This window comes from Rivularia sp. UHCC 0363, assembly GCF_034931125.1.
In the GTDB taxonomy this organism is placed as follows: domain Bacteria; phylum Cyanobacteriota; class Cyanobacteriia; order Cyanobacteriales; family Nostocaceae; genus Rivularia.
Window position 1 is genome coordinate 1 of the sequence record NZ_JAYGHM010000095.1, and the last position, 22,864, is coordinate 22,864.

The 22,864-nt window shown below is 38.4% G+C and carries 19 protein-coding genes and 1 pseudogene; 9 read left to right on the top strand and 11 right to left on the bottom strand.

All coding sequences use genetic code 11. The annotated features are described in order from the left end of the window. Positions 1–176 precede the first annotated feature (176 nt). Entirely contained in the window at positions 177–1,370 is a 1,194-nt protein-coding gene (gene ribD, locus VB797_RS32000) for a bifunctional diaminohydroxyphosphoribosylaminopyrimidine deaminase/5-amino-6-(5-phosphoribosylamino)uracil reductase RibD (protein WP_323241830.1), read from the top strand. A 62-nt stretch (positions 1,371–1,432) separates the two neighbouring features. On the opposite strand, the gene VB797_RS32005 is transcribed toward ribD, so the two are convergent. The 3 genes from VB797_RS32005 to VB797_RS32015 all read right to left on the bottom strand — a co-directional run bounded on the left by VB797_RS32005 (position 1,433) and on the right by VB797_RS32015 (position 3,897). Continuing rightward, the gene (locus tag VB797_RS32005; protein ID WP_323241831.1) at positions 1,433–1,669 is read right to left on the bottom strand and encodes a hypothetical protein; all 237 of its coding nucleotides are present in this window, start codon (positions 1,667–1,669) and stop codon (positions 1,433–1,435) included. 510 nt (positions 1,670–2,179) lie between these two features. Continuing rightward, positions 2,180–3,001, bottom strand: coding sequence for an endonuclease VIII (nei, locus tag VB797_RS32010; RefSeq protein WP_323241832.1), 822 nt, complete (start codon positions 2,999–3,001; stop codon positions 2,180–2,182). Between the two features lie 68 nt (positions 3,002–3,069). After that, positions 3,070–3,897: an alpha/beta hydrolase gene (locus VB797_RS32015; RefSeq protein WP_323241833.1), complete on the bottom strand. Its 828-nt coding sequence runs from the start codon at positions 3,895–3,897 to the stop codon at positions 3,070–3,072. A gap of 170 nt (positions 3,898–4,067) precedes the next feature. Between VB797_RS32015 and VB797_RS32020 the strand changes: the two genes are divergently transcribed. Further along, positions 4,068–4,421, top strand: coding sequence for a hypothetical protein (locus VB797_RS32020; protein ID WP_323241834.1), 354 nt, complete (start codon positions 4,068–4,070; stop codon positions 4,419–4,421). Positions 4,422–4,449: 28 nt separating this feature from the next. After that, positions 4,450–5,634, top strand: coding sequence for a GUN4 domain-containing protein (locus VB797_RS32025; RefSeq protein ID WP_323241835.1), 1,185 nt, complete (start codon positions 4,450–4,452; stop codon positions 5,632–5,634). An 83-nt stretch (positions 5,635–5,717) separates the two neighbouring features. On the opposite strand, the pseudogene VB797_RS32030 reads toward VB797_RS32025, so the two are convergent. The 3 genes and pseudogenes from VB797_RS32030 to metH form a co-directional block, all read right to left on the bottom strand. Then, a pseudogene (locus VB797_RS32030) lies at positions 5,718–5,897 on the bottom strand (element excision factor XisI family protein); the annotation flags it as partial. Positions 5,898–5,981: 84 nt separating this feature from the next. Continuing rightward, the gene (locus VB797_RS32035; RefSeq protein WP_323241836.1) at positions 5,982–6,350 is read right to left on the bottom strand and encodes an endonuclease domain-containing protein; all 369 of its coding nucleotides are present in this window, start codon (positions 6,348–6,350) and stop codon (positions 5,982–5,984) included. A gap of 246 nt (positions 6,351–6,596) precedes the next feature. Beyond that, complete coding sequence (gene metH / locus VB797_RS32040) at positions 6,597–10,121, bottom strand: methionine synthase (protein ID WP_323241837.1); 3,525 nt, start codon at positions 10,119–10,121, stop codon at positions 6,597–6,599. Between the two features lie 92 nt (positions 10,122–10,213). Between metH and VB797_RS32045 the strand changes: the two genes are divergently transcribed. Further along, positions 10,214–10,687 carry a type II toxin-antitoxin system Phd/YefM family antitoxin gene (locus VB797_RS32045; RefSeq protein WP_323241838.1) on the top strand — a complete coding sequence of 158 codons (474 nt, stop codon included), beginning with the start codon at positions 10,214–10,216 and terminating at the stop codon, positions 10,685–10,687. Between the two features lie 107 nt (positions 10,688–10,794). On the opposite strand, the gene VB797_RS32050 is transcribed toward VB797_RS32045, so the two are convergent. Next, positions 10,795–11,613 carry a helix-turn-helix transcriptional regulator gene (locus VB797_RS32050; protein WP_323241839.1) on the bottom strand — a complete coding sequence of 273 codons (819 nt, stop codon included), beginning with the start codon at positions 11,611–11,613 and terminating at the stop codon, positions 10,795–10,797. 103 nt (positions 11,614–11,716) lie between these two features. Here VB797_RS32050 and VB797_RS32055 point away from each other — a divergent pair, with 103 nt between their 5' ends. Next, positions 11,717–12,094: a DUF2834 domain-containing protein gene (locus VB797_RS32055; protein ID WP_323241840.1), complete on the top strand. Its 378-nt coding sequence runs from the start codon at positions 11,717–11,719 to the stop codon at positions 12,092–12,094. Between the two features lie 88 nt (positions 12,095–12,182). Continuing rightward, entirely contained in the window at positions 12,183–12,590 is a 408-nt protein-coding gene (locus VB797_RS32060) for a DUF6713 family protein (RefSeq protein WP_323241841.1), read from the top strand. Between the two features lie 169 nt (positions 12,591–12,759). Here the strand turns inward: VB797_RS32060 and VB797_RS32065 are convergent, their stop codons facing one another. The 3 genes from VB797_RS32065 to ribBA form a co-directional block, all read right to left on the bottom strand. Further along, complete coding sequence (locus tag VB797_RS32065; protein ID WP_323241842.1) at positions 12,760–13,428, bottom strand: RloB family protein; 669 nt, start codon at positions 13,426–13,428, stop codon at positions 12,760–12,762. Beyond that, a complete protein-coding gene (locus tag VB797_RS32070; RefSeq protein WP_323241843.1) occupies positions 13,412–14,680 on the bottom strand; it encodes an ATP-binding protein in 1,269 nt (422 codons plus the stop codon). The genes VB797_RS32065 and VB797_RS32070 overlap by 17 nt, the downstream gene beginning before the upstream one ends. Before the next feature lie 288 nt (positions 14,681–14,968). Beyond that, a complete protein-coding gene (gene ribBA / locus VB797_RS32075) occupies positions 14,969–16,690 on the bottom strand; it encodes a bifunctional 3,4-dihydroxy-2-butanone-4-phosphate synthase/GTP cyclohydrolase II (RefSeq protein ID WP_323241844.1) in 1,722 nt (573 codons plus the stop codon). Between the two features lie 236 nt (positions 16,691–16,926). Here ribBA and argC point away from each other — a divergent pair, with 236 nt between their 5' ends. After that, entirely contained in the window at positions 16,927–17,985 is a 1,059-nt protein-coding gene (argC, locus tag VB797_RS32080; RefSeq protein ID WP_323241845.1) for an N-acetyl-gamma-glutamyl-phosphate reductase, read from the top strand. A gap of 68 nt (positions 17,986–18,053) precedes the next feature. Here the strand turns inward: argC and VB797_RS32085 are convergent, their stop codons facing one another. Beyond that, positions 18,054–18,470 (bottom strand): hypothetical protein, encoded by a 417-nt coding sequence (locus VB797_RS32085; protein ID WP_323241846.1) that lies wholly within the window; start codon positions 18,468–18,470, stop codon positions 18,054–18,056. A gap of 366 nt (positions 18,471–18,836) precedes the next feature. Between VB797_RS32085 and VB797_RS32090 the strand changes: the two genes are divergently transcribed. Continuing rightward, positions 18,837–20,849 carry a glycoside hydrolase family 10 protein gene (locus VB797_RS32090; RefSeq protein ID WP_323241847.1) on the top strand — a complete coding sequence of 671 codons (2,013 nt, stop codon included), beginning with the start codon at positions 18,837–18,839 and terminating at the stop codon, positions 20,847–20,849. A gap of 932 nt (positions 20,850–21,781) precedes the next feature. Further along, on the top strand, positions 21,782–22,792 hold the full coding sequence (locus VB797_RS32095; RefSeq protein ID WP_323241848.1) for a septal ring lytic transglycosylase RlpA family protein: 1,011 nt from the start codon (positions 21,782–21,784) through the stop codon (positions 22,790–22,792). Positions 22,793–22,864 lie beyond the last annotated feature (72 nt).

A 22,864-nucleotide genomic window follows, 5' to 3' on the forward strand; every position in this document is an offset into this window, starting at 1 on the left:
CTTACTGAAAGGAGCAAGGAATCGCAGTTTCGACTGATTGATTCCTTGCTCCTTTATTTTGTGGGAATATTTTTTTAGAATTTATTGTGCTGGCTCTGGCAATATGGATGCAAGAAGTCATTAAAATCGAGTGACTATATTCACGCAAAGACCAAAATGCAAGTTCCCTTTTTATTATGAATAATTCTCCTGCCAATGGTAGTGCGGATAAATTGATATCTAATATCCACAAGGAAAAAGAACACGAATTGGAATCACAATCCCCAATCAAAGCGGTAGGAAGTGAGTTTGACCAAGCGATGATGCGGCGCTGTTTGGAACTGGCTCGCCGCGCTTTGGGGCTGACTTCACCAAATCCGATGGTAGGAGCGGTAATTGTTAAGGATGGTGAAATTGTCGGGGAAGGTTTTCACCCTCGCGCTGGTGAACCCCATGCTGAAGTTTTTGCTCTCAAAGCTGCGGGAGAGAATGCCCGTGGAGCAACGATTTATGTGAGCTTGGAACCTTGCAATCATTACGGACGTACTCCCCCATGCTCCGAAGCTCTGGTAGCCGTAGGTGTGGCAAAAGTGGTGGTGGGTATGGTCGATCCGAATCCTTTAGTCGCAGGAGGTGGAATTAAGCGCTTGCGTTCTGCTGGAATAGAGGTAATTTCGGGGGTAGAAGAAGAAGCCTGTCGCAATTTAAATGAAGGGTTTATTCATCGCATTCTTTATAAAAAGCCTTTGGGAATTTTGAAATACGCTATGACTTTGGATGGCAAAATTGCTACTACTACAGGACATAGTATTTGGGTCACGAATCAAGATGCTCGTGACGCAGTTAGACAGCTACGGGCCCAATGCGATGCTGTAGTTGTTGGTGGAAATACAGTACGTCAAGATAATCCCCGTCTTACTTCTCGCTTGTTAGGAGCGCCCAATCCCTTACGAGTTGTGATGAGCCGCAGTCTTGATTTACCTTCCACAGCACATCTGTGGCAAACTGAGGAAGCTCCTACTGTTGTATTAACAGAACCTGGAGCTAACCCGGATTTACAAGAACTTTTAAAAAAACAAGGTGTAGAAGTGGTGGAACTATCACCACTCACCCCCGAAAAAGCAATGGCTTATTTATATGACCTAGGTTTTTGTAGCGTGCTGTGGGAATGTGGAGGAGTCTTAGCCGCAAGTGCAATTTCTTCGGGAGCAGTACAAAAAGTTCTTGCATTTATTGCCCCAAAAATTATTGGTGGGAGTAATGCTCCCACACCAGTGGGTGATTTAGGTCTTACTACAATGACTCAAGCGCTAGCTTTGGAACGTGTAGAGATGAGAATTGTAGGTTCTGATTGTTTGGTGTCCGGATACTTAACAAGCGGCGATCGCTAATGATTTCCGATAAATGTATCGTGGGTTGTTTGTCAAAAGTTAGGGATGATGTTTTTACAATCTCAATTGAACGTTGAATGTAAATTGTATTGGCGTTCATGGGCTATATCGCGGATAAGAGGAAGTCGGGACTGAATGTAATCGCAAAGAAAATCGGTTTCATGACAATCTAGCGATGCTTGGTTTTTTGTTTGTTTGACCAACAAGTTAACCAAGCTTGCATCATCCATTTGCAATAATGTCTTGGTTTGAGTTTCTTCAATCACTGACCAAAGTTGACGCATGATTTTAGGAGTCATCAGACCTCCGTTAATTAAAACTTTCATTAGTTTTTTTAGGATACACAATTTAAACAGTAATGTCCGGTATTAGCTTACAACATGACACAAGTGTTATAAGAAACTTAATATATTGAGTTATTAGTTGATGAAGCTTAAGAATTAACAATTATACACAGCAATTTTAAGACAAAAAATGAGAAATTGGAATTTTTTTATTCATAATTTTCCTGTTTGTTATTTAGACTACGAATCCATCAGGGATAGAGTTTACAAATTTTATCAAACTTATTTATATTAGTATATTTCATAAAAATTAACTAAAAAAGGAGTGTAGACTATTGTTGAATATTACACATTTGTAAATCAGGAACAATTAAGATATTTGAAACAGTTTAATAATCAAATAACTACCGAAAATTATATCAAAGATTGTTTGTGTTAAGATTTTTTACATTGAGCTTTACAAATCATTCATGATAATTGATCGACTTGCTTTTTTTTGGACTGATTACAACTGGTATACAATTATTATTGTTTCTGACAGTTTGGACAATAGTAGTAACGTCTTCCGCCGGTAATATCTTTAACAATAGAAGTGCTGCAAATATAGCAGGGTTTATTTTCGCGTCCGAATACCCAGTGACGATATTCTTGTCGCTTGCATCCTTTTGCTTTTAACTGTGTGACTAGTTCTAGATTATTGGTAATACCTTTAGTTTGATAAGATTGCTGGGGAATACTAAGCGCTGCTTGAGCTAGTTTGTGTAATTGTTTTTGATTGCAATCTATCGGACGCAAAATCGGATGTAGTTTTGCAACAAATAGAATTTCACTACGTAAATAATTACCGTTACCTGCAAGAAAATGTTGGTCAAGAAACAAGGTAGCAAAACGTTTTTTGTAAAATTGTTTATCCTGTAGTCTATTAATTACTTGCTCTAAATTAAGTGCTTCATCTAAAATATCAGGACCAAGACGATTGAGAAATGGATGAAGGGCTAATTGTTCTTGGTTTAAAACTTCAATATCGGAAGCACTATATAATAATGCTGAATTTTGGTGATTGTGAATTGCTAAACGTAGCTGACGGTTATTTATAGGGTAATCGTAAGCTTTACGCACCATCCATTTACCGTAAAGTTGATTGTGACTGTAAATAGTAAGTGCGTTATCGAAGTGAATCAACATTGCTTTACCTTTGGTTTGTATTATTGTGATGCGATGATGTTTTAATTGTGATTCATAAGGTTTGAGATGTTCAAATGCAAAGAAGATTTCTTCGACTGGAGAGTGAGTTAAAGCAGAAGATATTTTGTCGGCTGCTTGTTTAATTTCGGGTCCTTCTGGCATAAAGTTTTATGATGTAAATTAGTTAACCTCACCCCCAACCCCTCTCCTTGGTAAGGAGAGGGGGGTTATTATACGGGATTATAATTATTAACTAATTTTATAAAGTTTTTCAAAATATTTGTATATCTTTCCCCAGCTACATAGGTAAAATCATTGTGGTTGGCTTCTTCTACCCACAAGGAAAGTTTTGGTGGAGGTGCTTGCTCAAATAACTTTTCGCTGTGATAAAAGGGAACAACTTCATCAAGTTTCCCATGCATTATTAATACCGGACATTTTACTTTTTGAATTTTTTCTAAATTAGGAAATCTATCAAACGGTAAAAGTGTAAAAGGTATTTTAACTTTAAATGCAGAAATAAAAGTACTTTCGATAATTAAACCAGCAACTGCTTTCCGAGAGGCTAAATCTATTGCCGAACCTCCTCCAACGGAACGTCCAAATACAATGATTTGTTGGGGTGATATTTTTAGTTCTTGGGTTAAATAATTGTAAGCCGTATCAATATCTTTATAAGCGTTTTTTTCAGAAGGTTTTCCTTCACTGGTACCATAACCGCGATAATCGTAAGCAAAAACGCTGAAACCGATATTTATTAATTCTTCTAATCTTGGTTGAATAGTACCTAAATCGGATGCATTACCATGAGCGTAAAGAATGGTGTATTTCGCGTTGGGGTTTAATAGGTGAATTGCGGAAAGTTTGGTTCCATCTTCGCTGGTTAGTTTAATGATTTCATTTGTATCTTGATAGGTGGAAGGTGGGGGAAGGAAAATCATGCTATCTGCTTGGAAGTAGATATAGATAGCGAAAGTTAGGTAGATGAAGATAATGGTCGTTATCATTCTTTTGATAAAGTTGATTGTTAATAGGGTTTTTGGTTTTTGGTTGGTCATTAAAGATGGAATTATTTTTTTGTGCTGAGAATCCTATTTAAATATCGTTACAGTTAGCTTACGGAGAAAGTTTGTATAAAATTACGAATTCTGATACTATTCTTCTGAAGTATGATAAAAGTGTTAAAAACAACTTTTTGTACTTGTAAATATACTAAACAGAGTTTCGTATGAGTGGAAATCGTAATATCTATATGGGTGCGGGTGGAAACTATAACGAGTCCATACAAGGAGACTACATTCAAGGCGATCGCATAAATATTAGTCAAGATTTACCTCAAGCTGCGGCTCAAATACAGCAATTGTTAAATCAACTTCAATCTCAGGGTTACAGTCAAACAGATGCTCAACAGAAGGTAGCAAATGATTGGGCAAATGAAGCTAAAAATGACCGCAAAGCTAAAGGGACATTGGTTAAGTTAGGAGATTATATCAATAATGCAGCTGCAAATGGTGTTATCGGGCAAGCTGCTGTTGAAGTGATTAAATTAGCTTTGAGGTTTTCGGGTATTCCTTTGCCATAAGTGATTTATCGTAAGTTGAAGCTTCGCTATGGTAAATAAAATTGCACAAGCCTTAAAAAAAATATATTTTTTTGTAATGCAGCTTTCTACGACACAGAAAGCTTATTTTGCTTTTGTTTGTGTAATTTTAGGTCGCTTTTTTATTCCCCCTATACTCAAAAATATTTCTAAATATTTTACGAAATATTTTAACCAGATTATTACTGTCACTTCAGGAATATTATTATTTGGACTTGGCTGCTATCTATATATTTCAAGATTAAGGAAAAAGGAAAAGCAGTTAAATGATGATTCAATTGACAACGAAAAATTAACTCAAGATACCAATATTTATACAAATGGTGGAAACTATAATGAATCTATTGAAGGCGATTATATTCAGATTCAAGGCAATTATATTAATATAAATCAAGATTCTTCTGAAGTTGCAGCGGAGATTCGTGAATTAATAAATCATTTGAAAAATCAAGGTTTGACTCAGGAAGACGCGGAAACTCAAGTTGCGGATGAATTAGCTGAACAAGCTCGTCAGAAACGTAAATTTAGAAATCAACTTTTTAAACTAAGAAAATCTTTAAGTCGTGGAAATCAAAATACAAATAAAACAAATAATGAAGCTGAGGTGGCAAAAGAAGTAGTTCAAAGCGCTACAAGTTATCGTTATACTTCTTCTAATCATTTTACAGAAGTAACTGAAGGGAATTATCAAAAGTTAGATGCACTACTTCAAGCAAAAAAATGGAAGGAAGCTGATTTGGAAACAGCAAAAATTATTTACGCCAAATCTAATGAACTACTTCCAGATGACTATACATATTTTCCTTGGGATTATCAATATGTAAATAGAGGCTGTATTGTTTCAGCGCATATTAAGGTAATTACTAGAAGAGAATTAGTTACTATAAATAAACTTTGGGTAAAACATAGTAAAGGACGTTTTGGCTTCAGCGTTCAAAAACGTATATGGGAAAAACTTGGTGGTGGTTCAGATACTTCTCATACTTATTATGAAGTCCAAAATAAATTTGGTGATGCAGTTGGTTGGCGTAAAGGAGACGAATGGCTTTATTACGTTGACCTCTACAACTCAACAAGAGTGAAGCCTCCAGGACATTTTCCTTTCGCTTTAATGTTACGCTCAGGGGAGATGGAACGATGTCAATTCGATTTTTCAATACTTGAAATTATAGTTGGACGAATGCGTCAGTTTTAACGATTTAATAACGATTTTGAGTGTTTTATGCTTTGATATAAAGTAGTTAATTTATATTCGTCTAAAAGCAATAACTCTTCAATCTAAGCTACGCCATAACCCGTATAAGGACGCTTATAAGGTAGCTGCAATCCCAACACAATATCTTCTTTATCAATTCCCATCTCTAAAAGTTCTTGTGCTAAATTGACATCAGTCATATTTTGCTGAATCCAGATTTTGTCATCTTTAATATCCAAATGCATCATGCTATGATAAACTCGCCTTCTTATTTTCTTTTCCCCCTCTCCTTAATAAGGAGAGGGGTTAGGGGTGAGGTTTTATCCTTGAAATTTTAACAAAAAACCTTAACCCCTTAATTCTCTCACCTTCAACGCAATAGTCTCTAAAACACCATCCAAATTGTTATAAACATCATTATTCGTAAATCTTACAAATTTAATTCCAAATGATTCAATATATGTTTGTCTTTCTCTATCATATTCAGCAGCACCCTCCATAAAATGACTTTCACCGTCAATTTCAATCGCTAGCTTTAATATAGGACTATAAAAATCAATAACAAATTTATCCACACTATATTGTCTACGAAATTTACAATTTTCTATTTGTTTATTTCTTATTTTGTCCCAAATTATCTTTTCTGCTTTTACTATATCTTGACGTAATTGTCGCCGTTTTCCTTTTTCAGAGTTTTTGTTATAAATGTCGGTCATTTTGATAATTAAACTGATGCTAATCGTAAGCGTACTTGTATCAGCCTAATTACATAAATCTATTTTTGACATCCGTTAAATTACCTCACCCCACCTCCTTTCCTTACTACATCCTTCAAAACCTCACCCCCAGCCCCTGTGCTTATTACGTCGCTCGAAACCTCACCCCCAGCCCCTGCGCTTATTACGTCGCTCGAAACCTCACCCCCAGCCCCTCTCCTTAATAAGGAGAGGGGAGACGGAAATTTAAGCGCTAAAGTATTTAGCTACGGGATGATAGGTAATAATCGCCGTTGTACTTTGTTCGGGATAAATTTGCTCGCTTTCGTCCATAAACAAGTTGATTCTGTCAGTTTTCAACAAGTCCAGTTGCTTGTACTGGTCTTGAATATTCGGACAAGCCGGGTATCCAAAGCTATAACGTGAACCGCGATACCTTTGGGCTAACATATCCCGAATGTTATCGGGATCTTCGGCTGCAAAGCCTAATTCGCGACGGATTCGGGCGTGCGTCCATTCTGCTATGGCTTCTGCAATTTGTACGGCTATTCCGTGAAAATACAGATAATCTGTGTATTCATTATTTGAGAATAGCTTTTGTGCGAATTCCGTGGCAATTTCACCTACCGTCACCGCTTGCATGGGGAAAACATCAATGATTCCCGTTTCTTTGGGTGCGAAAAAGTCTGCTATACACAGACGACGCATTGATTTTTGACGGGGAAATTCAAATTCTGTAACTTTTTGAGAATGGTTTTCGGAGTCGTAGATATGCAGTGTATTTCCTTCTGATTGACAGGGAAAATAACCGTAAATTACTTGGGGATGCAACAGGTTTTCTTCTATTACCCGTTTTTTCCAAGTTTCTAGAATTGGATATACTTTATCTGCTAAGAAAGCCTGATATTCTGCTTTTGACTGGTCTTTTGGTTTTCTAAACTGCCATTGTCCGGCAATTAAAGCTTGTAAATCCAAGTACCAAAATAGTTCTTCAAGAGGAATATCTTCTCCTTGCAGTAACTTGCTTCCCCAAAATGGTGGAGTAGGACGTTCGGTGTCTATCTCAACAGCTTCGGAACGTTTGGTATCGATTACTTTTGGTTCTTCGAGTGCTTTTTCTACAGGTTTATCTTCTACAGATTTATGTCCGTTTTGAGAATCTGCTTCTGCAAATTCACCTGAGAAGCCTTTGAAATCATCCCAATTATTACCAGTTTTGGCTGGCATTAATTTGTCCATGAAATTCAAGTCGGAAAAGGCATCTTTCCCGTAAATAACTTTACCTTGATAGGTATTTTGACAGTCTTCATAGACGAATTTGGGAGTCAAAGCCGCACCACCTAAAATTACGGGAACGGTGATTCCTTTTTCGTTGAATGTTTCTAAGTTATCTTTCATGAATGCCGTTGATTTCACCAACAAACCGCTCATGGCGATGCAGTCTGGTTTATGCTCTTCGTAGGCTTTGATGATGTTTTCTACTGGCTGTTTAATTCCTAAATTAATTACCCGATAACCGTTGTTGGATAAGATGATATCTACAAGGTTTTTACCAATGTCGTGAACGTCGCCTTTTACAGTGGCAATAACAAAGGTTCCTTTGGCATTATCTACCCCTTCCGATTTTTCCATGTGCGGTTCTAAAAACGCCACCGCTGCTTTCATGGTTTCTGCTGACTGCAATACGAAAGGTAGCTGCATTTGTCCGGAACCAAACAATTCACCGACTACTTTCATTCCATCTAATAAGTAGATATTGACAATATCCAACGGCGGATATTTCTGCATTGCTTCTTTTAAAGCGTCTTCTAAACCAATTCTTTCGCCGTCGATAACGTGTTGTTTCAACCGTTCTTCAATTGGTAAACTAATGTCAACGCCTTTATCGCGCTTGGCACTAACCCCTTCAAACATCGTTGTCAATTCGCCCAAAGGGTCGTAAACGCAGATATCGCCGTCAAATCCCCGGTTGTCGTAAATTAAGTCGAGGCAGATTTTTTGGTGTTCCTGCTCAATTTTAGCAAGCGGTAAAATCTTGCTGGCGCTAACGATCGCCGCATCCATTCCCGCTTGCATTGCTTCGTGCAAAAACATCGAGTTTAAAACTATCCGCGCTGCGGGATTTAAACCGAAGGAAACGTTGGAAACACCCAATACAACATGACATCCCGGTAATTCTTGACGAATCCGACTGATGGATTCAACAGTTGCTTTACCGTTGGCTCTATCTTCCTCAATTCCGGTTGAAATCGGTAGCGCTAGAGTATCGAAGAAGATTTCGTGAGCGGGAATACCGTATTCTAAAGCTTGACGATAAGCACGTTGAGCGATCGCAAACTTTTTATCTGCCGTCCGCGCCATCCCATCTTCGTCAATGGTACCAATTACGACACCAGCACCGTAAGTCTTCGCCAATTCCAACACTTTCAGAAAGCGCTCTTCGCCGTCTTCATAATTAGTAGAATTAAGTAAACACTTACCACCTGCCACCTTAAGACCTGCCTCCATTTTTTCCCATTCGGTGGAGTCAAGTACTAAGGGCAAGGTAATATTATTCACTAATCTAGAAACCAACTCGTGCATATCACGCACGCCGTCGCGTCCTACATAGTCAACGTTAACATCAAGAACGTGTGCGCCTTCTTTAACTTGCGATCGCCCTAACGAAACCAATCCGTCCCAGTCTTCATCATTCAACATGGTACGGCACTTCTTGGAACCGCTCGCGTTCAAGCGTTCGCCGATAATCAAGAAGGAATTATCTTGATCGTAGGGTTGAATACCGTAAATCGAAGCCGCAGCTGGTTCAGTTTGCGGATTCCTAACTTTCGGTGTCAAATCCTTGGCAATTTCTGCTAAAGCTTGAATATGTGCTGGACGTGTCCCACAGCAACCCCCGATCGCTTGGACACCTAAGTCTTCGATGAAATACATCAAGTGCATCTTTAATTCCGTCGGCGTTAGCCTATAATGCGCTTGTCCGCCCACGTTTTCTGGTAATCCCGCATTCGGTATGCAGGAAATAATAAATGGCGAATGCTCCGACAAATATTTAATGTGGGGCTTCATCAAATCAGGACCAGTAGCGCAATTTAAACCCAAAATATCGATATTATAGGGTTCCAAAATTGTCACCACGGCAGCGATTTCCGTACCCACGAGCATTGTACCCATAGATTCCATTGTCACCGAAACCATCACCGCACGGCGATCGCCTTTTTTCGCAAAAACTTCTTCAATTGCATTCAGGGCTGCTTTAATTTGCAACACGTCCTGACAGGTTTCAACGATAAATAAATCGACTCCACCATCCCACAATGCTTCTGCTTGCTCCACATAAGCATTTTTCAAGGTGTCGAAGTCAATATGTCCCAAAGTTGGTAACTTTGTACCGGGACCCATCGAACCACCAACAAATCGGGGTTTTTCGGGTGTAGAAAATTCCGCAGCAACTTTAGAAGCTAATTCCGCAGCAGTTTTATTTAGGTAATAAGCTTGGTCTGCTAAGTCATATTCGGCAAGTACAATTGACGTACCACCGAAAGTATCCGTTTCGATTACATCCGCACCAGCAGCCAAGAAATCACGGTGAACCGTCGCTACAGCTTCCGGTTTAGTGTGTACGAGATATTCGTTACAACCTTCGTATTCCGCGCCACCAAAGTCTTCAGCGGTGAGTTCCTGTACCTGTAAATTAGTTCCCATTGCACCGTCAAACACCACAACAGGGCGTTTGGGACTGTTCAAATGTTCCAAAAATGGATGAGCCATAAAATTCCCGAAAAATTTAGGTTAGCCTTAATTTATTATTTTCTCGAATTTCTGGACTTTAGGACCAATTAGATTACATATAGATTACATTTATGATCGTACAAGATTGCGTTGGGCAAGATGAAGGCTTTATCCGTTCAAGTACCGAGGAAGTTAGAGGTAATTTGCTAGAAGCTTTAAAAACAGTGGCTTTAGCAGGAAGACGCATTGTCTTGCAACAAGCTGGGGAAGAGGTTGCAGCGATAATACCGATCAAAGAATTTCATCGTCTCGAATATTTGGAACACGAACTCGTACCTCCGATTTGGGAACCTCACGAGGAGGAATATTACGAACACGATGGGGGAATACATTGTATCTTCCTTGATGAAATGGAAGCGGAATTTGATGAAATTATTACGGAAGTGACGGTATACAATGAGTTTTTTGGGTTGCTACCACCACAGCATTTATCGGGGCAAGAATTTGATGTTTTTGCACCTGTAGCGATTGTGATGAATATTAAGAAGTTTTGGGTATCGGAGTATTTAATTTATGAGAAGGATAGGTTGAAAGCTTGTCGATGAATGTTAAAGGGATAATTAGTTTTTTTTTGCGGTCATATCGGAATAATAATAAAAACCGCTGAGACACAGAGAGCGCAGAGGGAAGAAGTAATCAGTAATACTGAGAATTAATTTAACTTGGTTAGATTTTTTTGGGTCAGTTCGTCTGCGGGGAATAATGTTTCAATTCGTAATTCCTGTAACATGATGTCGTGGGGTGTGCCGAGAGTTGCGATCGCCGAAAAAAAGTTTAGATTTAATCCGTCTTTGAGAAAGTTGACGCTTAATAATGGTAATTGCCAGGTGTGTGAATGGGAAAGTTTCCACAACTGTGGAACATCTGGATAAGTTTGTAATTCTTCATAAAGCTGCATCGGTTGTTGGTTATTACCGTTCGTTATTGCTTCTCGATAAACTCTTTTAATCGAATGACTGGCAATTTCTTCCCAATTTGCGACAAACGGTTTTAAACCTTGGGGATGAAACATCAATCGCATCAAGTTAATTTTCCCGTCGATGTAGAATTTGTGTAAATCTTCTGGAGTAATCAACCAATTCATTAACTGCTGCGAAACTGGATTGGTTTGAATCAAATTCCAATATCTATCCATGACTAAAACTGGCGTTAGCGTTTGAGAAAGTAGAATAAAATCCAAGGCTTTGCGGATGGGTTCAAATTCTGGTGAAGATAAATCGCTCTCAGAATAAATCGGTGCAAATCCCGCAGCTGTGAGCATCACATTTTGTTCCCGCAAAGGAATATCTAGTACAGTAGCAAGCTGCAATATCATTTCCTGACTGGGATTAGCTCTACCAGATTCGAGAAAACTAATGTGTTTTTGGGATACATCACTGAAGACAGCTAAATCGAGTTGGCTGAAATTTCGCTGTTTTCTCCAATATTTGAGTAGATTCCCGAAGGTGGTTTGGTTTGAGGTGGATTGCATTTTCACAACAACATGATTATTACCTCAAAGGTAATTGTTTCTCTGGGATACAGCAATCATAATCAAAACAACAGCAACGGTTGAATTTTACTCAGAGGTAAATATGTCTAATACAACTTATCAAAATCAACAATCTGCATCCGGTAAATTATTTTCAGTTAAATCACTTTATTTATTGCTGGTAATTATTGGAAGCATTGCACCTTGGAGTTTAATAATACAATTCTTTATTCAGAATGGATTTTCTATTAGTTCATTAATTTTAAGGGAATTCGATAATTACGCTGCGGCTGCATTTGGAACAGATTTACTGATTAGTGCAGTAGTTTTCTTCTGCTTTACGTTTTTTGAATTGAAGCGACTGGGCTTATCTCGTAGCAGATTGTTGATTTATATTGCCGCAACTTTTGGAATTGGTTTAAGTTGCAGTTTACCGTTGTTTTTATATTTTCGTGAAGGAGTTTTAGAAGATAAGAATTAGTAATTCATATGTTCATTTGTAGGGTGCTGTTAGCGGAGCGTAAAGTACCCTACTAGATTGAATGTATTTTAAATTATTTTAATCTCAGATGAAAAATTTACTTTTCTACTTTGGTTTTGCAACAATTATTACCCACGAACTTGATGCAATGACACAATCGGAATGGAGACTTCTGTTTATATTGCGAAGCCTACCAGAGCAAACTGCATCATTAGCTTTCGTTATTATTCACATACCACTAATTGCAGCACTTCTATGGTTAACAAATAATCAATCCCAATCTATCAAAAATTGGTCGCGGATTGCACTTGCTACATTTATGATAATTCATAGCGGACTTCATAAGTTATTAGAAAATAGTCCAAACTATACTTTCAATTCACCACTTTCTATGGCGCTTATTTATGGTGCTGGCTTCTTCGGCTTTCTTTATTTGATTCAGGTTTTTATTTCTTGGCAGCAAACTGTTTCTAATAATCTTGTCAAAGGGGATTAGCGGAACGCATTCTTCTGATTCAAAAACAGCGATAAATTTCTTACTAGGAACCGAAAAATTATCTACAATAAAAATTATTAATTCTCAGGATTTTGGTATAAATTAGGTCAGTTTGCAAATAGTTAAAGGAGACTTTGCATTGCCACTTCTCTACATTGTTTATATAAATTTATTCAAAATCTTTTTGTTTTTGCAGCATTTTAACTAAAATATGTACTTTCGTCGATGGGTTTAAATTTTCGTGATTATTTTCTTGATATTTATCTAATTTTTCGGCATTATCAATAGCGTCTTGAAGTTTTGGTTTTAAAATTTTGTACCAATCAGAATTATTTTTCTCATAATATTCTTTCGATTTTAAGATTCCTAATTTTTTAAATTCTGATTCTAACTTTTGACACACTTGCTTACAATCAGAAAAAGGACTGCTAGTATTACAACAATGCAGCAAAAACCATAATTCAAAACATGGTACGGATGTAATTGCTAAAATATCATATTTTTTGGCTTTGATTAAAGCTTCATTATATTTTTTGATTTGATTATCTTGGTCAAAAACGCAAATCACTTCATCATATTTAGGTTGCTCTTGCTTTTCACTAAGTCTAATTTGTTCTTGTAATAAATTTTCAGCTTTTTCAACTACATCTAAAGGACTACCACCAGAAGCACGGGCAACTTTAATTTCTGTTGTTTTTAGTTTTAAATCATCTTTTAAAGAATTCAAATAATTATATTCTGTTTGTTGACCTTCAACTACAATTAAAATATACTTTCTCGGTTTTTTGTTTCCTTTGCTTCTTTGTAATTGACTACTATTTTTACCTCTTTTCGGCATAATTTATCTTATTCAAACCATTAATAAAAGGAACAGCACCATATCGACCCAAAAGGTATCCTTTTTGTAAAGATTCATCTTCACGAGTCATGAATTCAAGCAATGAGTATAAGTGTGTTGCGCTTTTTTCTTTTTCAGTAAACCATATTTGATCTTGTCTAAATATCTGTGTATCTAAAAGTGTAGTATCGTGAATTGTAAAAATGATTTGAGCATTATTTTGATTAATTTCTGGATTATTAAACATTTTTATTAATGCTTTTGTCAAAACTGGATGTAAACTCCTGCCCAATTCATCTACAACTAATGTTTCCCCATGCTGTAAAACATACAACCAAAGCCCTGCTAATTCAAATAAACGTTGCGTTCCATCCGACTCTTCTTCCATTTCAAATTCAACTTCTTGTTCTGAGTCATTCATTTTATGGAGAGTTTTTATCTCCAATGATTGCAGTTTTTCAATATCAATATCCTCTTCTATACCTTGATTCTCAAAGAGTTTTTTGATAAATATTTTTTTAGCTAAGCTAATTTCTGTATCTGAGATTGATTTGCGTTCGATTTTTAAATTTGAAATACCAATATCTGCTTCACTTAATAAATTAACTACTTGTTGACGAAAAGTATCGTCTTCATCACAAACTCTTAATGTAAATCCTTCAAAAATAGAATTCGGCGTAAGAATGTTCAAATATGATTGAAACCATTCAAAAATTTGAGTTAATTGCTCATGATTATTTTGTGCAGCATGAGAAAGAAATAAAGAATTAGAACGAACAAGTTTTTTGATACTTTGTTTTTCTCCCTTTAATGCTTTCCCAAAAGACCATTTATATTGTTGATTACCTTTTAATTCCAAACTTTCCGCTAAATATTTACGAGAAAACCAACTTTGTGGACGTTCATTTGGATAAGCTATTAACCATTCTTCATATACCCGTTCCCGATTTAATATAACTCCATATTCATAACGAATATCTTGATGAATAAAAATAATTTCAAAATTAGTTGGTTGATTTTTGGATTTAGAATTTAATCGAAATGATTCGACAGGAAGCTTAGTACCAACTTGCATTTTGCTAGCAGAATCGACTACAAGTCTTTTTAGAGTTTGCATTGCTCGCAATAAATTACTTTTACCCGAAGCGTTAGCACCATAGATAACAGCACTGGTAATTAAGCGCAGTTGATCTTTATTAGGCGTAGGAAAAGTGTTACTATCAAGCATGGCTTTATCCTCAGATGCCACCATACTCAAGGTTTGCCGCTCTTGAATTGAACGATAGTTTTCAACACTAAACTCTATAAGCATTTTTGCGTCTTAAGTTGATTGTTTACACCTAAATAGTAAATTTTTACCAATAGTACTATCCCATAAAGTATCCATAGACATTAAAATTGTACCTATTGTCCGATCCAAAGACAAAGGTACGTCTACATTATTGTTACTGGTGCGTTACGGCATTTTCAACTTTGTAATTTCGAGCATCACATATTTGTGCCGTAACACACCCTACAATTTTTATTTAAGCTTATACTTTCACTTCCCAAAACTATAAATCTTCTGGGTTTCCAATTTATCGCTGAGTGAAGAAGGTTGCTGACTTAATTCAAAAGCTTGTCGATCTAACTGCACCTGCAATTTGCTCAAAGGATCTACTCCAGGAGAAATCAGAAATTCTAACTTTTGCAGATAAGCTAATTCCACAACTTTATCGAGAATATTGCTCACAGCTTGTACGTAAGGATGGTCTTTTTCCTGATACCAATTTTCAGCAGCAACGTTGGCTTGATCTAAACCTAAATGTACCGTTAAAGATGGTTTACTAAACAAAGCTAAACCCAAAGGACGGGTTTCTTCCTGCAATAATAAATGATAGGTTTTCGCTAAATGCCTTATTTTATCCAAACGTTCGTAACGTTGGGTAATTGATAAAGGTTCATCTTGCCAATGCAGCGCTAATGTGACTAAATAAGTCTGCAACAGCATATGACCCAGCTTTTTTGCTTTCGTCGCTAGGTAATAACTGTTATGATCGTTGGCCTCAATTAATAAAGGTACTCGGTCAACCACTTCCATCCCGTACCCTTTCAACCCAGCAATTTTACGAGGGTTGTTGGTAATCAAACGTATTTGATGCAAGCCTAAATCCATCAGCATTTGCGCTCCCATCCCGTAGTCGCGCAGGTCGGCGGGAAAACCCAGCCGTTCGTTCGCTTCCACGGTATCCAGCCCCATATCTTGCAAGGAATAGGCTTTCAATTTATTAACTAAACCAATACCCCGCCCTTCTTGACGTAAGTATACAACGACACCTTCGCCTGCATTTTCAATCATTTTCAATGCTGCCTGTAACTGCATTCGACAGTCGCAGCGTAAGGAACCTAAAGCATCCCCGGTGAGACATTCGGAATGCATCCGCACCATTACAGCTTGATCGCCGAATTTCTCAGGATCGCCCTTGACAATGGCAACGTGTTCTGTATTATCTAGAGTATGACGGTAAGCGTAGATTTTGAAATTGCCGAACTGGGTGGGTAAATCGGCAACAGTTTCGCGTTTAATTATCCGGTCGTAGCGCAGACGATAACTAATTAAATCCGCAATACTGATAATTTTCAGTTTATGATGTTTTGCATACTCGAATAATTCGGGCAGACGCGCCATTGAACCATTGGGGTTCTGAATTTCGCAAATTACCCCGGCTGGATATAAACCAGCTAATCGAGATAAATCAACGGCAGCTTCTGTATGTCCCGCTCGTTTGAGTACGCCTCCATTTTTGGCGCGTATTGGGAAAATATGACCGGGACGGCGTAAATCTTCTGGCTTTGTATGGGGGTTGAGGGCAACTTGAATCGTGCGAGCGCGGTCTTCGGCGGAAATGCCTGTGGTTACACCCAATTCAGGTCCAGCGTCAATACTGACTGTGAAAGCAGTTTGGTTGGTATCTGTAATGTTGTTGACCATCAAAGGTAGATCGAGTTCATCAAGGCGATCGCCAGTCATTGCCAGACAAATTAATCCTCGTGCTTCGACTGCCATCAAGTTGATTGTATATGGAGTTGCAAACTGGGCAGCACAAATTAAATCGCCTTCATTTTCTCGATTTTCATCATCTACTACCACCAAGGGGCGACCAGCTTTCAAATCAGTCAAAGCGGTGTCAATTGAATCAAATTTAAATACTTGGGTTAAAGCAGTAACTGGGGTGGATTCCCCTCCTTGCGGAGAGTGCGTTTCGGTATTATGCTGCGACACAGAGAATTTCTCGAAGAGCGAACGTTAATTTTTTTTAATAAACCTTATTCTTTATTGTAGCTCTTTTATGAAATAGCGTCTTCGTAGTAGCAATGATTCGATAACATAGCAGAAGTCTGGGTTTACTACTTAACTGCACGAGTGCGCGATCGGATTTCTTCCGTCAGCCGATCGCATTTTAAGCATGAAGCAGAAAGCGATTGCATCAAGACGGATCATTGGATAAGGATTTTAACATGGGCAATTTTAGGCGCGTACCCGTGGGAATTATTGGCGCGTCAGGCTACGGTGGAGTTCAGTTAGTGCGACTGCTACTAAATCACCCAGAATTAGAACTGGTTTATTTAGGCGGCGAAAGTAGTGCTGGAAAGTGTTTTAGCGATATTTATCCTCACTTAGCCCACGTTGTTAATCTTGAAGTTGAAGCGTTAGAACCGGAGGCAATAGCTCACCGCTGTGAAGTTGTATTTTTATCGCTACCCAACGGGCTAGCCTGTGAAATTACACCAAAACTGCTCAAATATGGATGTAAAGTCCTCGATTTGTCCGCAGATTATCGATTTAGCGATTTGACAACTTACAGTAATTGGTATGGCAAAAAGCGTCAAGACATCGAAACTGCCGCTACATCTGTATACGGACTACCAGAACTTTATCGCGATCGCATTTCTGATACGCAACTTGTCGGCTGTCCTGGTTGCTACCCAACTGCAAGTTTGCTAGCACTTTCACCCCTGCTCAAGCAAGGATTAATCGTACCGGAAACCGCCATTATTGACGGCAAAGGTGGTACCTCAACCGGCGGAAGACAGCCCCAAACCCATTTACTGCTATCCGAAGCAGATAATAGTATTGCCGCTTACAGCGTCGTCCGTCACCGTCATACTCCAGAAATCGAGCAGGTTTGCAGCGATTTAGCAGGACATGAAATCACTGTACAATTTACACCGCACCTCATCCCAATCGTGCGCGGTATTTTAGCAACGGTATACGCAACACTCCGCGACCCCGGATTAGTCAGAGATGATTTAATTACCATATATAAAGCCTTTTATCGTAACTCCCCTTGGGTCAAAATTTGCGAATCAGGAGTTTACCCCCAAACCAAATGGGCTACCGGCAGTAATTTATGTTATCTAGGTATAGAAGTTGACACTCGCACTCGCCGCGTCATAGTTATATCAGCGATCGATAATTTAGTTAAAGGACACGCAGGTCAAGCAATCCAGTGTTTAAATATCATGATGGGTTGGGATGAAACTTTGGGATTGCCAAGTTTAGGTTTTTATCCCTAGTTTTTGGAGGGTAGGGAATAGGGAATAGGGAATATTAGGGGTGCGATCGAAGAATCTTAGAAAAGCGGTTAATGTTCTTCAATTTTCGTATATCCCAACTTCCATTTATTCAATTGCTGCAATTCCTGTTGCTTACCTTTAAAAATCAACTTGATCGCAATCCGCGTATTTAACATCCCCTTCATTAAATAATGTCCTGGTTTAGCATACACACCATCAGTTGCGACTGTACCACCGTAAGAAAGTATGCCGCAGTATGTGCCGCTACCCGGTATTTCTACCTGTAATAATTTATCGTTAAGATAGCCGCCCGGAATTTGAAATATACCATACACATGGTGTCGCCCCCTCCAAGGTTCAACCACTATCTTTTCAGGATAAGCATAGTATTTTTCAGCTTGAGAAAATCCCCATTCATGACAAGCTGTGACCGGCGATTTTTTGGAAACATAGGAGAAACCAACTATACCGACTAAGCTAATCAAAAATAATATGTAAGTAAATTTACGCAAAAAGAGTCACAAAATTAATTATATTTACAAATTACTGTTACAGTTTAAGGACTTAAAATCAGGATATCAAGTTATGTTTTACTCAAGTGAACTAGCTACAGTGGCGCTTAGCGTAGACAATAGGCTTCCTGCTCAACAGAAAGCATAATAGTAGATTTTTTGCGTCCTCTATTGCTTCGGCTTACTTCTGGGTTATCTCCCCATCAATGTAAATTTAGAAAGTTGTTCTTGATACAAATGTAATATTTAGTACTTACTTAACTTTATTTTTTCCGGGTAACGGTAGCATAATCAGTGGCAGATAAAGTCAATTTGAATACAAGTTATTTGAGTATAACTATGGCATCATCATCTGCTCGTTTCCCGGATATTACCAATCATTGGGCGCGTCCATTCATCGAAGCTTTGGCGCGTCGGGGAATTTTAAACGGGTATTCTGATGGAACGTTTCGACCCGATAATTCAGTTACCCGTGCTGAATTTGCCGCTATTATCACCACTACATTTTCTCGAATTCCCAAAAAACGTGAATATGTCTCATTCGTAGATGTTCCGGATAGTCTTTGGGCAGCTTCCGCAATTAGAAAAGCTTACGAAACAGTATTTATTACTGGGTTTCCGAATAATTATTTTCGTCCCGCAGACAGAATTCAAAGAATAAATGCACTTTTAAGTATTGTTAGTGGGTTGAGTATGACATCAAAGGTGTCATCTGATTTACTACCCGCGCTTGGGCAAATCTACCAAGATGCTTACGCAATTCCAGATTACGCAAAACCTACAGCAGCAATTACTACCCGCGCTGGGATGGTCGCAAGTTATCCAAACCCCAAATTGCTCAATCCGACGTTAGCTGCAACTCGCGCCGATATTTCAGCTTTTGTTTATCAAGCTCTAGTTTGGCTGGGTGAGGAAGAAAAAATTGCTTCACCATATATTGTTCAACCACCATCTAAGGTAAATATACCAACACCACCACCGGGAAGCATTCAAATCGAACCGAATCGAGAATTTCGGGGTGCTTGGGTTGCGTCGGTTTGGAATAGCGATTGGCCAAGTCGTGCGGGGTTATCTGTTGACCAACAAAAGGCTGAGTTAATCCAAATTCTTGACAAATTACAAGAATTAAACTTCAACGCTTTAATATTACAGGTTCGCCCGGAAGGAGATGCACTGTACCCTTCCAAATACGAACCTTGGAGCGCTTGGTTAACGGGAATCCAGGGGAAAGCACCAGGATACGACCCCTTAGAATTTGCGATCGCCGAATGTCACAAACGCAATATCGAGTTTCACGCTTGGTTTAATCCTTACCGAGCCAGTACTTCTTACAACACTAAGAATGTTGCTCCTCACATAGCGGTGACTAATCCACAAGTGGTTTACCGTTGGGGAACTCAGTTATGGATGGACCCCGGCGCGGAAGTTGTCCAGGACAGAGCTTACAATGTGATTATGGATGTTGTGCAGCGCTACGATATTGATGGCGTTCACCTTGATGATTATTTCTATCCTTATCCTATTAGCGGTGAGTCGTTTCCCGATCGCAAAACCTATACAGCTTATCAAAACGCCGGTGGTAAATTAAGTTTAAACGACTGGCGCAGGGACAATGTTAATCGGATGGTGCAGCGGCTGTGGTCTGGCATTAATTCGATCAAATCTCATGTAAAATTCGGTATCAGCCCTTTCGGAATTTATCGTCCTGGAGAACCTAGTGGTATTCAAGGTTTGGACGCTTACGACGTACTTTATGCTGATGCTAAGAAATGGTTGCAGCAAGGCTGGTTGGATTATATTGCACCGCAACTATATTGGCGTATTGACCAGACTGCACAAAGTTATCCCACATTACTAAAGTGGTGGACGAGTATTAATTCCAAGCAACGACACGTTTATGCAGGTAACACCATTGCACGTTTAGATGGGGAAGCTTGGACGCAAGCAGAAATTATCAAGCAAGTAACTATTAGCCGTAGTTTAAATAAAATGTCATTGGGGAATATTTTCTTTAGCGTCAATGCTATTAAAGAAAATCGTCAAGGTATCGCTGAAAAATTTAAATCTTTACTGTATCGCGAACCTGCATTAGTACCTGTGATGCAGTGGCGAAATACATTACCACCAGCATCGCCAATTCAGGTAGAAGCCAACAACCGTAAAATTACTTGGGCTACTGGAGGTGGTGAAATTCGTTATTGGACACTTTACAAAAAAACTGGTAACGAATGGAAACTCCAGCGAGTTTTATCTAAAGGTACAACATTTGCCACCGTTGAATCTGGAACTTATGCCCTATGCGCCGTTGATAGATTGGCTAATCAAAGTGCGGGTGTAATTATATCAGCTTAATAATTTGAAAATTTGAAAATTGGTGATTAGTAATGAAAAATTTTGCATTATTCATTACTAATTGCCAGTAGGTTAAATCACACTTGACAAATCGCCTCACATAGGTTTGAAGATTGGACAATACTGACAAAGCATGGCGGCAAGTAAAGTATTAATGCTGCGTATTATCTCATAGTTTGTTACTTTTTGACTGCAAAATATTAATCTGATCAATTCGCTATTAGCTTTAAACTTATACCTTGGACGTTGTAATTAATTTATTCAGGTATGAATCGTTGTCTATTAATTATCTGCTGCATAACTTGTCTTATCTACAACATATTTGAATAAATAATCAGTATCGGTTAAGACTTAGAGAACGATCTCACGTACTAATAATTTAGTCGCCAAGCCTCAGTAAATATGCGACTTTTACGGCTATAACCCTCATAGATAGGTCGCAAACAGGTGATTATGATAACTTATTATTTACAAGTATTCTATTTTAATTACTAAACTAATTAGGTTTGGCTTAAGTATTATTTTACGAAAAAGTTTGTTGAATAAAATACTTTAATAGAACTTGAAACTGTATAAAATTTTATATAAGAGGCAATATATGGGCGATTGATTTGATTTTTTAATCACTCAAATTATAAAAAATAAATTTTGTAATTAATCTAAAAAAATGTTACACGGTCAAACTCAAGATTAGGTAAAGCTTTTGCCTTGCAATGCGGTGATAATTTCTGATAATTTGACAGTAATCTACGCTAAAACTCGGATACTCAAGTTGCAAAGTTCGTGTTAATGTGTTGCAGTTAATAAATAAATAGTGACAGCAAAAAGTTTCAAGATTTGGGGAGATATCGCGACTGATTGGTGTATCAACTCCGTCCTTTCGTGAATAAACAAGCCTCAACTTTATTGTGGATTTAATTAGTATTAGACGCATGAATCAAAGACTTTTGTGGACTGTTGTAACCGTACTTTCAACCCTTGTTGGAACAACTTCTATTTGTCGCGCTCAGACGGCAACAGAAGCATCAATTACCTCTCAAAATACGCCCAGCCAAAACGTAATCGGGGTAAATGCTAAAGACTCCAACGCTGTTTTTACCAAAGTTTATGCACATCAATTATTAAACCGTCAAGCAGCAACTTTGTACGTTCGCGACATTCCTGTTTTCACTTTTTTGAGTTCTGCTACGGTCAAAACTTCTGATCAGCAAAATACAGCAGAAGCAATAGTTGACAGCAACTACAGCAACCCTGTAGAGAAAGCAAATTTACTAGCCGCTAAAATCAACGATTTAATCGATAGGAACGTTGACGCGAGTAAAATTACCATCGATTGGAATGGTAGTACCGAATCTAAGTCTGGAACTGAATCGATAACCGAACGCTACATCATCAAAATTGATGGTTCCGAACTTGTAGAAATTAATGGTAATGTATTTCTTCCCGATGCAACCGATAATCCTAGAGAAGATGCCTTGCAAGCAACCAATCGCTTGCGGAGACTTGTAGGTAATGCATCTCCTTTAACCACGATTGCAGGCTTGCCACCAGAATTAACAGCAGTTAAAACCGAGCCAAAACAAAAAACGACAGAAGAAGAAACAGCCTCTAACAAGCGTGGAAGAAAGACTACAAGAGCGAGACGTGGAAGAACTATTAGTGGTAAGGCTTCCTTCTACGGCTATGATGGTTCGGGAAACAAGACTGCTTCTGGTGAAAGGTTTAATCCAGAGCATTTGACAGCCGCGCATCGCAGCTTACCTTTTGGCACAAAAGTTCGCGTCACCAATGTACGCAATGGTCGGTCAGTCGTAGTCAGAATTAATGATAGAGGACCTTTTATCGGTGGTCGTATCATTGACCTTTCCCATCGCGCAGCGCGAGTTATTCAAATGATTGGTAGAGGTGTTGCACCAGTCAAAATTGAAATTTTAGGAAGGTAAGAACAGTTAGGAGTTAGGAGTTAGGAGTTAGGAGTTAGGAGTTAGGAGTTAGGAGTTAGGAGTTAGGAGTTA

What these genes read in the sequence shown, in the direction of transcription:
- VB797_RS32045 (WP_323241838.1), top strand. Translation starts at nt 10,214, where the DNA reads ATGATCGTACAAGATTGCGTTGGGCAAGATGAAGGCTTTATCCGTTCA.
- VB797_RS32065 (WP_323241842.1), bottom strand. Translation starts at nt 13,428, where the DNA reads ATGCCGAAAAGAGGTAAAAATAGTAGTCAATTACAAAGAAGCAAAGGA.
- VB797_RS32050 (WP_323241839.1), bottom strand. Translation starts at nt 11,613, where the DNA reads ATGCAATCCACCTCAAACCAAACCACCTTCGGGAATCTACTCAAATAT.
- VB797_RS32070 (WP_323241843.1), bottom strand. Translation starts at nt 14,680, where the DNA reads ATGGTGGCATCTGAGGATAAAGCCATGCTTGATAGTAACACTTTTCCT.
- VB797_RS32090 (WP_323241847.1), top strand. Translation starts at nt 18,837, where the DNA reads ATGGCATCATCATCTGCTCGTTTCCCGGATATTACCAATCATTGGGCG.
- nei (WP_323241832.1), bottom strand. Translation starts at nt 3,001, where the DNA reads ATGCCAGAAGGACCCGAAATTAAACAAGCAGCCGACAAAATATCTTCT.
- VB797_RS32025 (WP_323241835.1), top strand. Translation starts at nt 4,450, where the DNA reads ATGGTAAATAAAATTGCACAAGCCTTAAAAAAAATATATTTTTTTGTA.
- VB797_RS32060 (WP_323241841.1), top strand. Translation starts at nt 12,183, where the DNA reads ATGAAAAATTTACTTTTCTACTTTGGTTTTGCAACAATTATTACCCAC.
- VB797_RS32055 (WP_323241840.1), top strand. Translation starts at nt 11,717, where the DNA reads ATGTCTAATACAACTTATCAAAATCAACAATCTGCATCCGGTAAATTA.
- VB797_RS32015 (WP_323241833.1), bottom strand. Translation starts at nt 3,897, where the DNA reads ATGACCAACCAAAAACCAAAAACCCTATTAACAATCAACTTTATCAAA.
- VB797_RS32005 (WP_323241831.1), bottom strand. Translation starts at nt 1,669, where the DNA reads ATGACTCCTAAAATCATGCGTCAACTTTGGTCAGTGATTGAAGAAACT.
- VB797_RS32095 (WP_323241848.1), top strand. Translation starts at nt 21,782, where the DNA reads ATGAATCAAAGACTTTTGTGGACTGTTGTAACCGTACTTTCAACCCTT.
- argC (WP_323241845.1), top strand. Translation starts at nt 16,927, where the DNA reads ATGGGCAATTTTAGGCGCGTACCCGTGGGAATTATTGGCGCGTCAGGC.
- ribD (WP_323241830.1), top strand. Translation starts at nt 177, where the DNA reads ATGAATAATTCTCCTGCCAATGGTAGTGCGGATAAATTGATATCTAAT.
- VB797_RS32035 (WP_323241836.1), bottom strand. Translation starts at nt 6,350, where the DNA reads ATGACCGACATTTATAACAAAAACTCTGAAAAAGGAAAACGGCGACAA.
- metH (WP_323241837.1), bottom strand. Translation starts at nt 10,121, where the DNA reads ATGGCTCATCCATTTTTGGAACATTTGAACAGTCCCAAACGCCCTGTT.
- VB797_RS32020 (WP_323241834.1), top strand. Translation starts at nt 4,068, where the DNA reads ATGAGTGGAAATCGTAATATCTATATGGGTGCGGGTGGAAACTATAAC.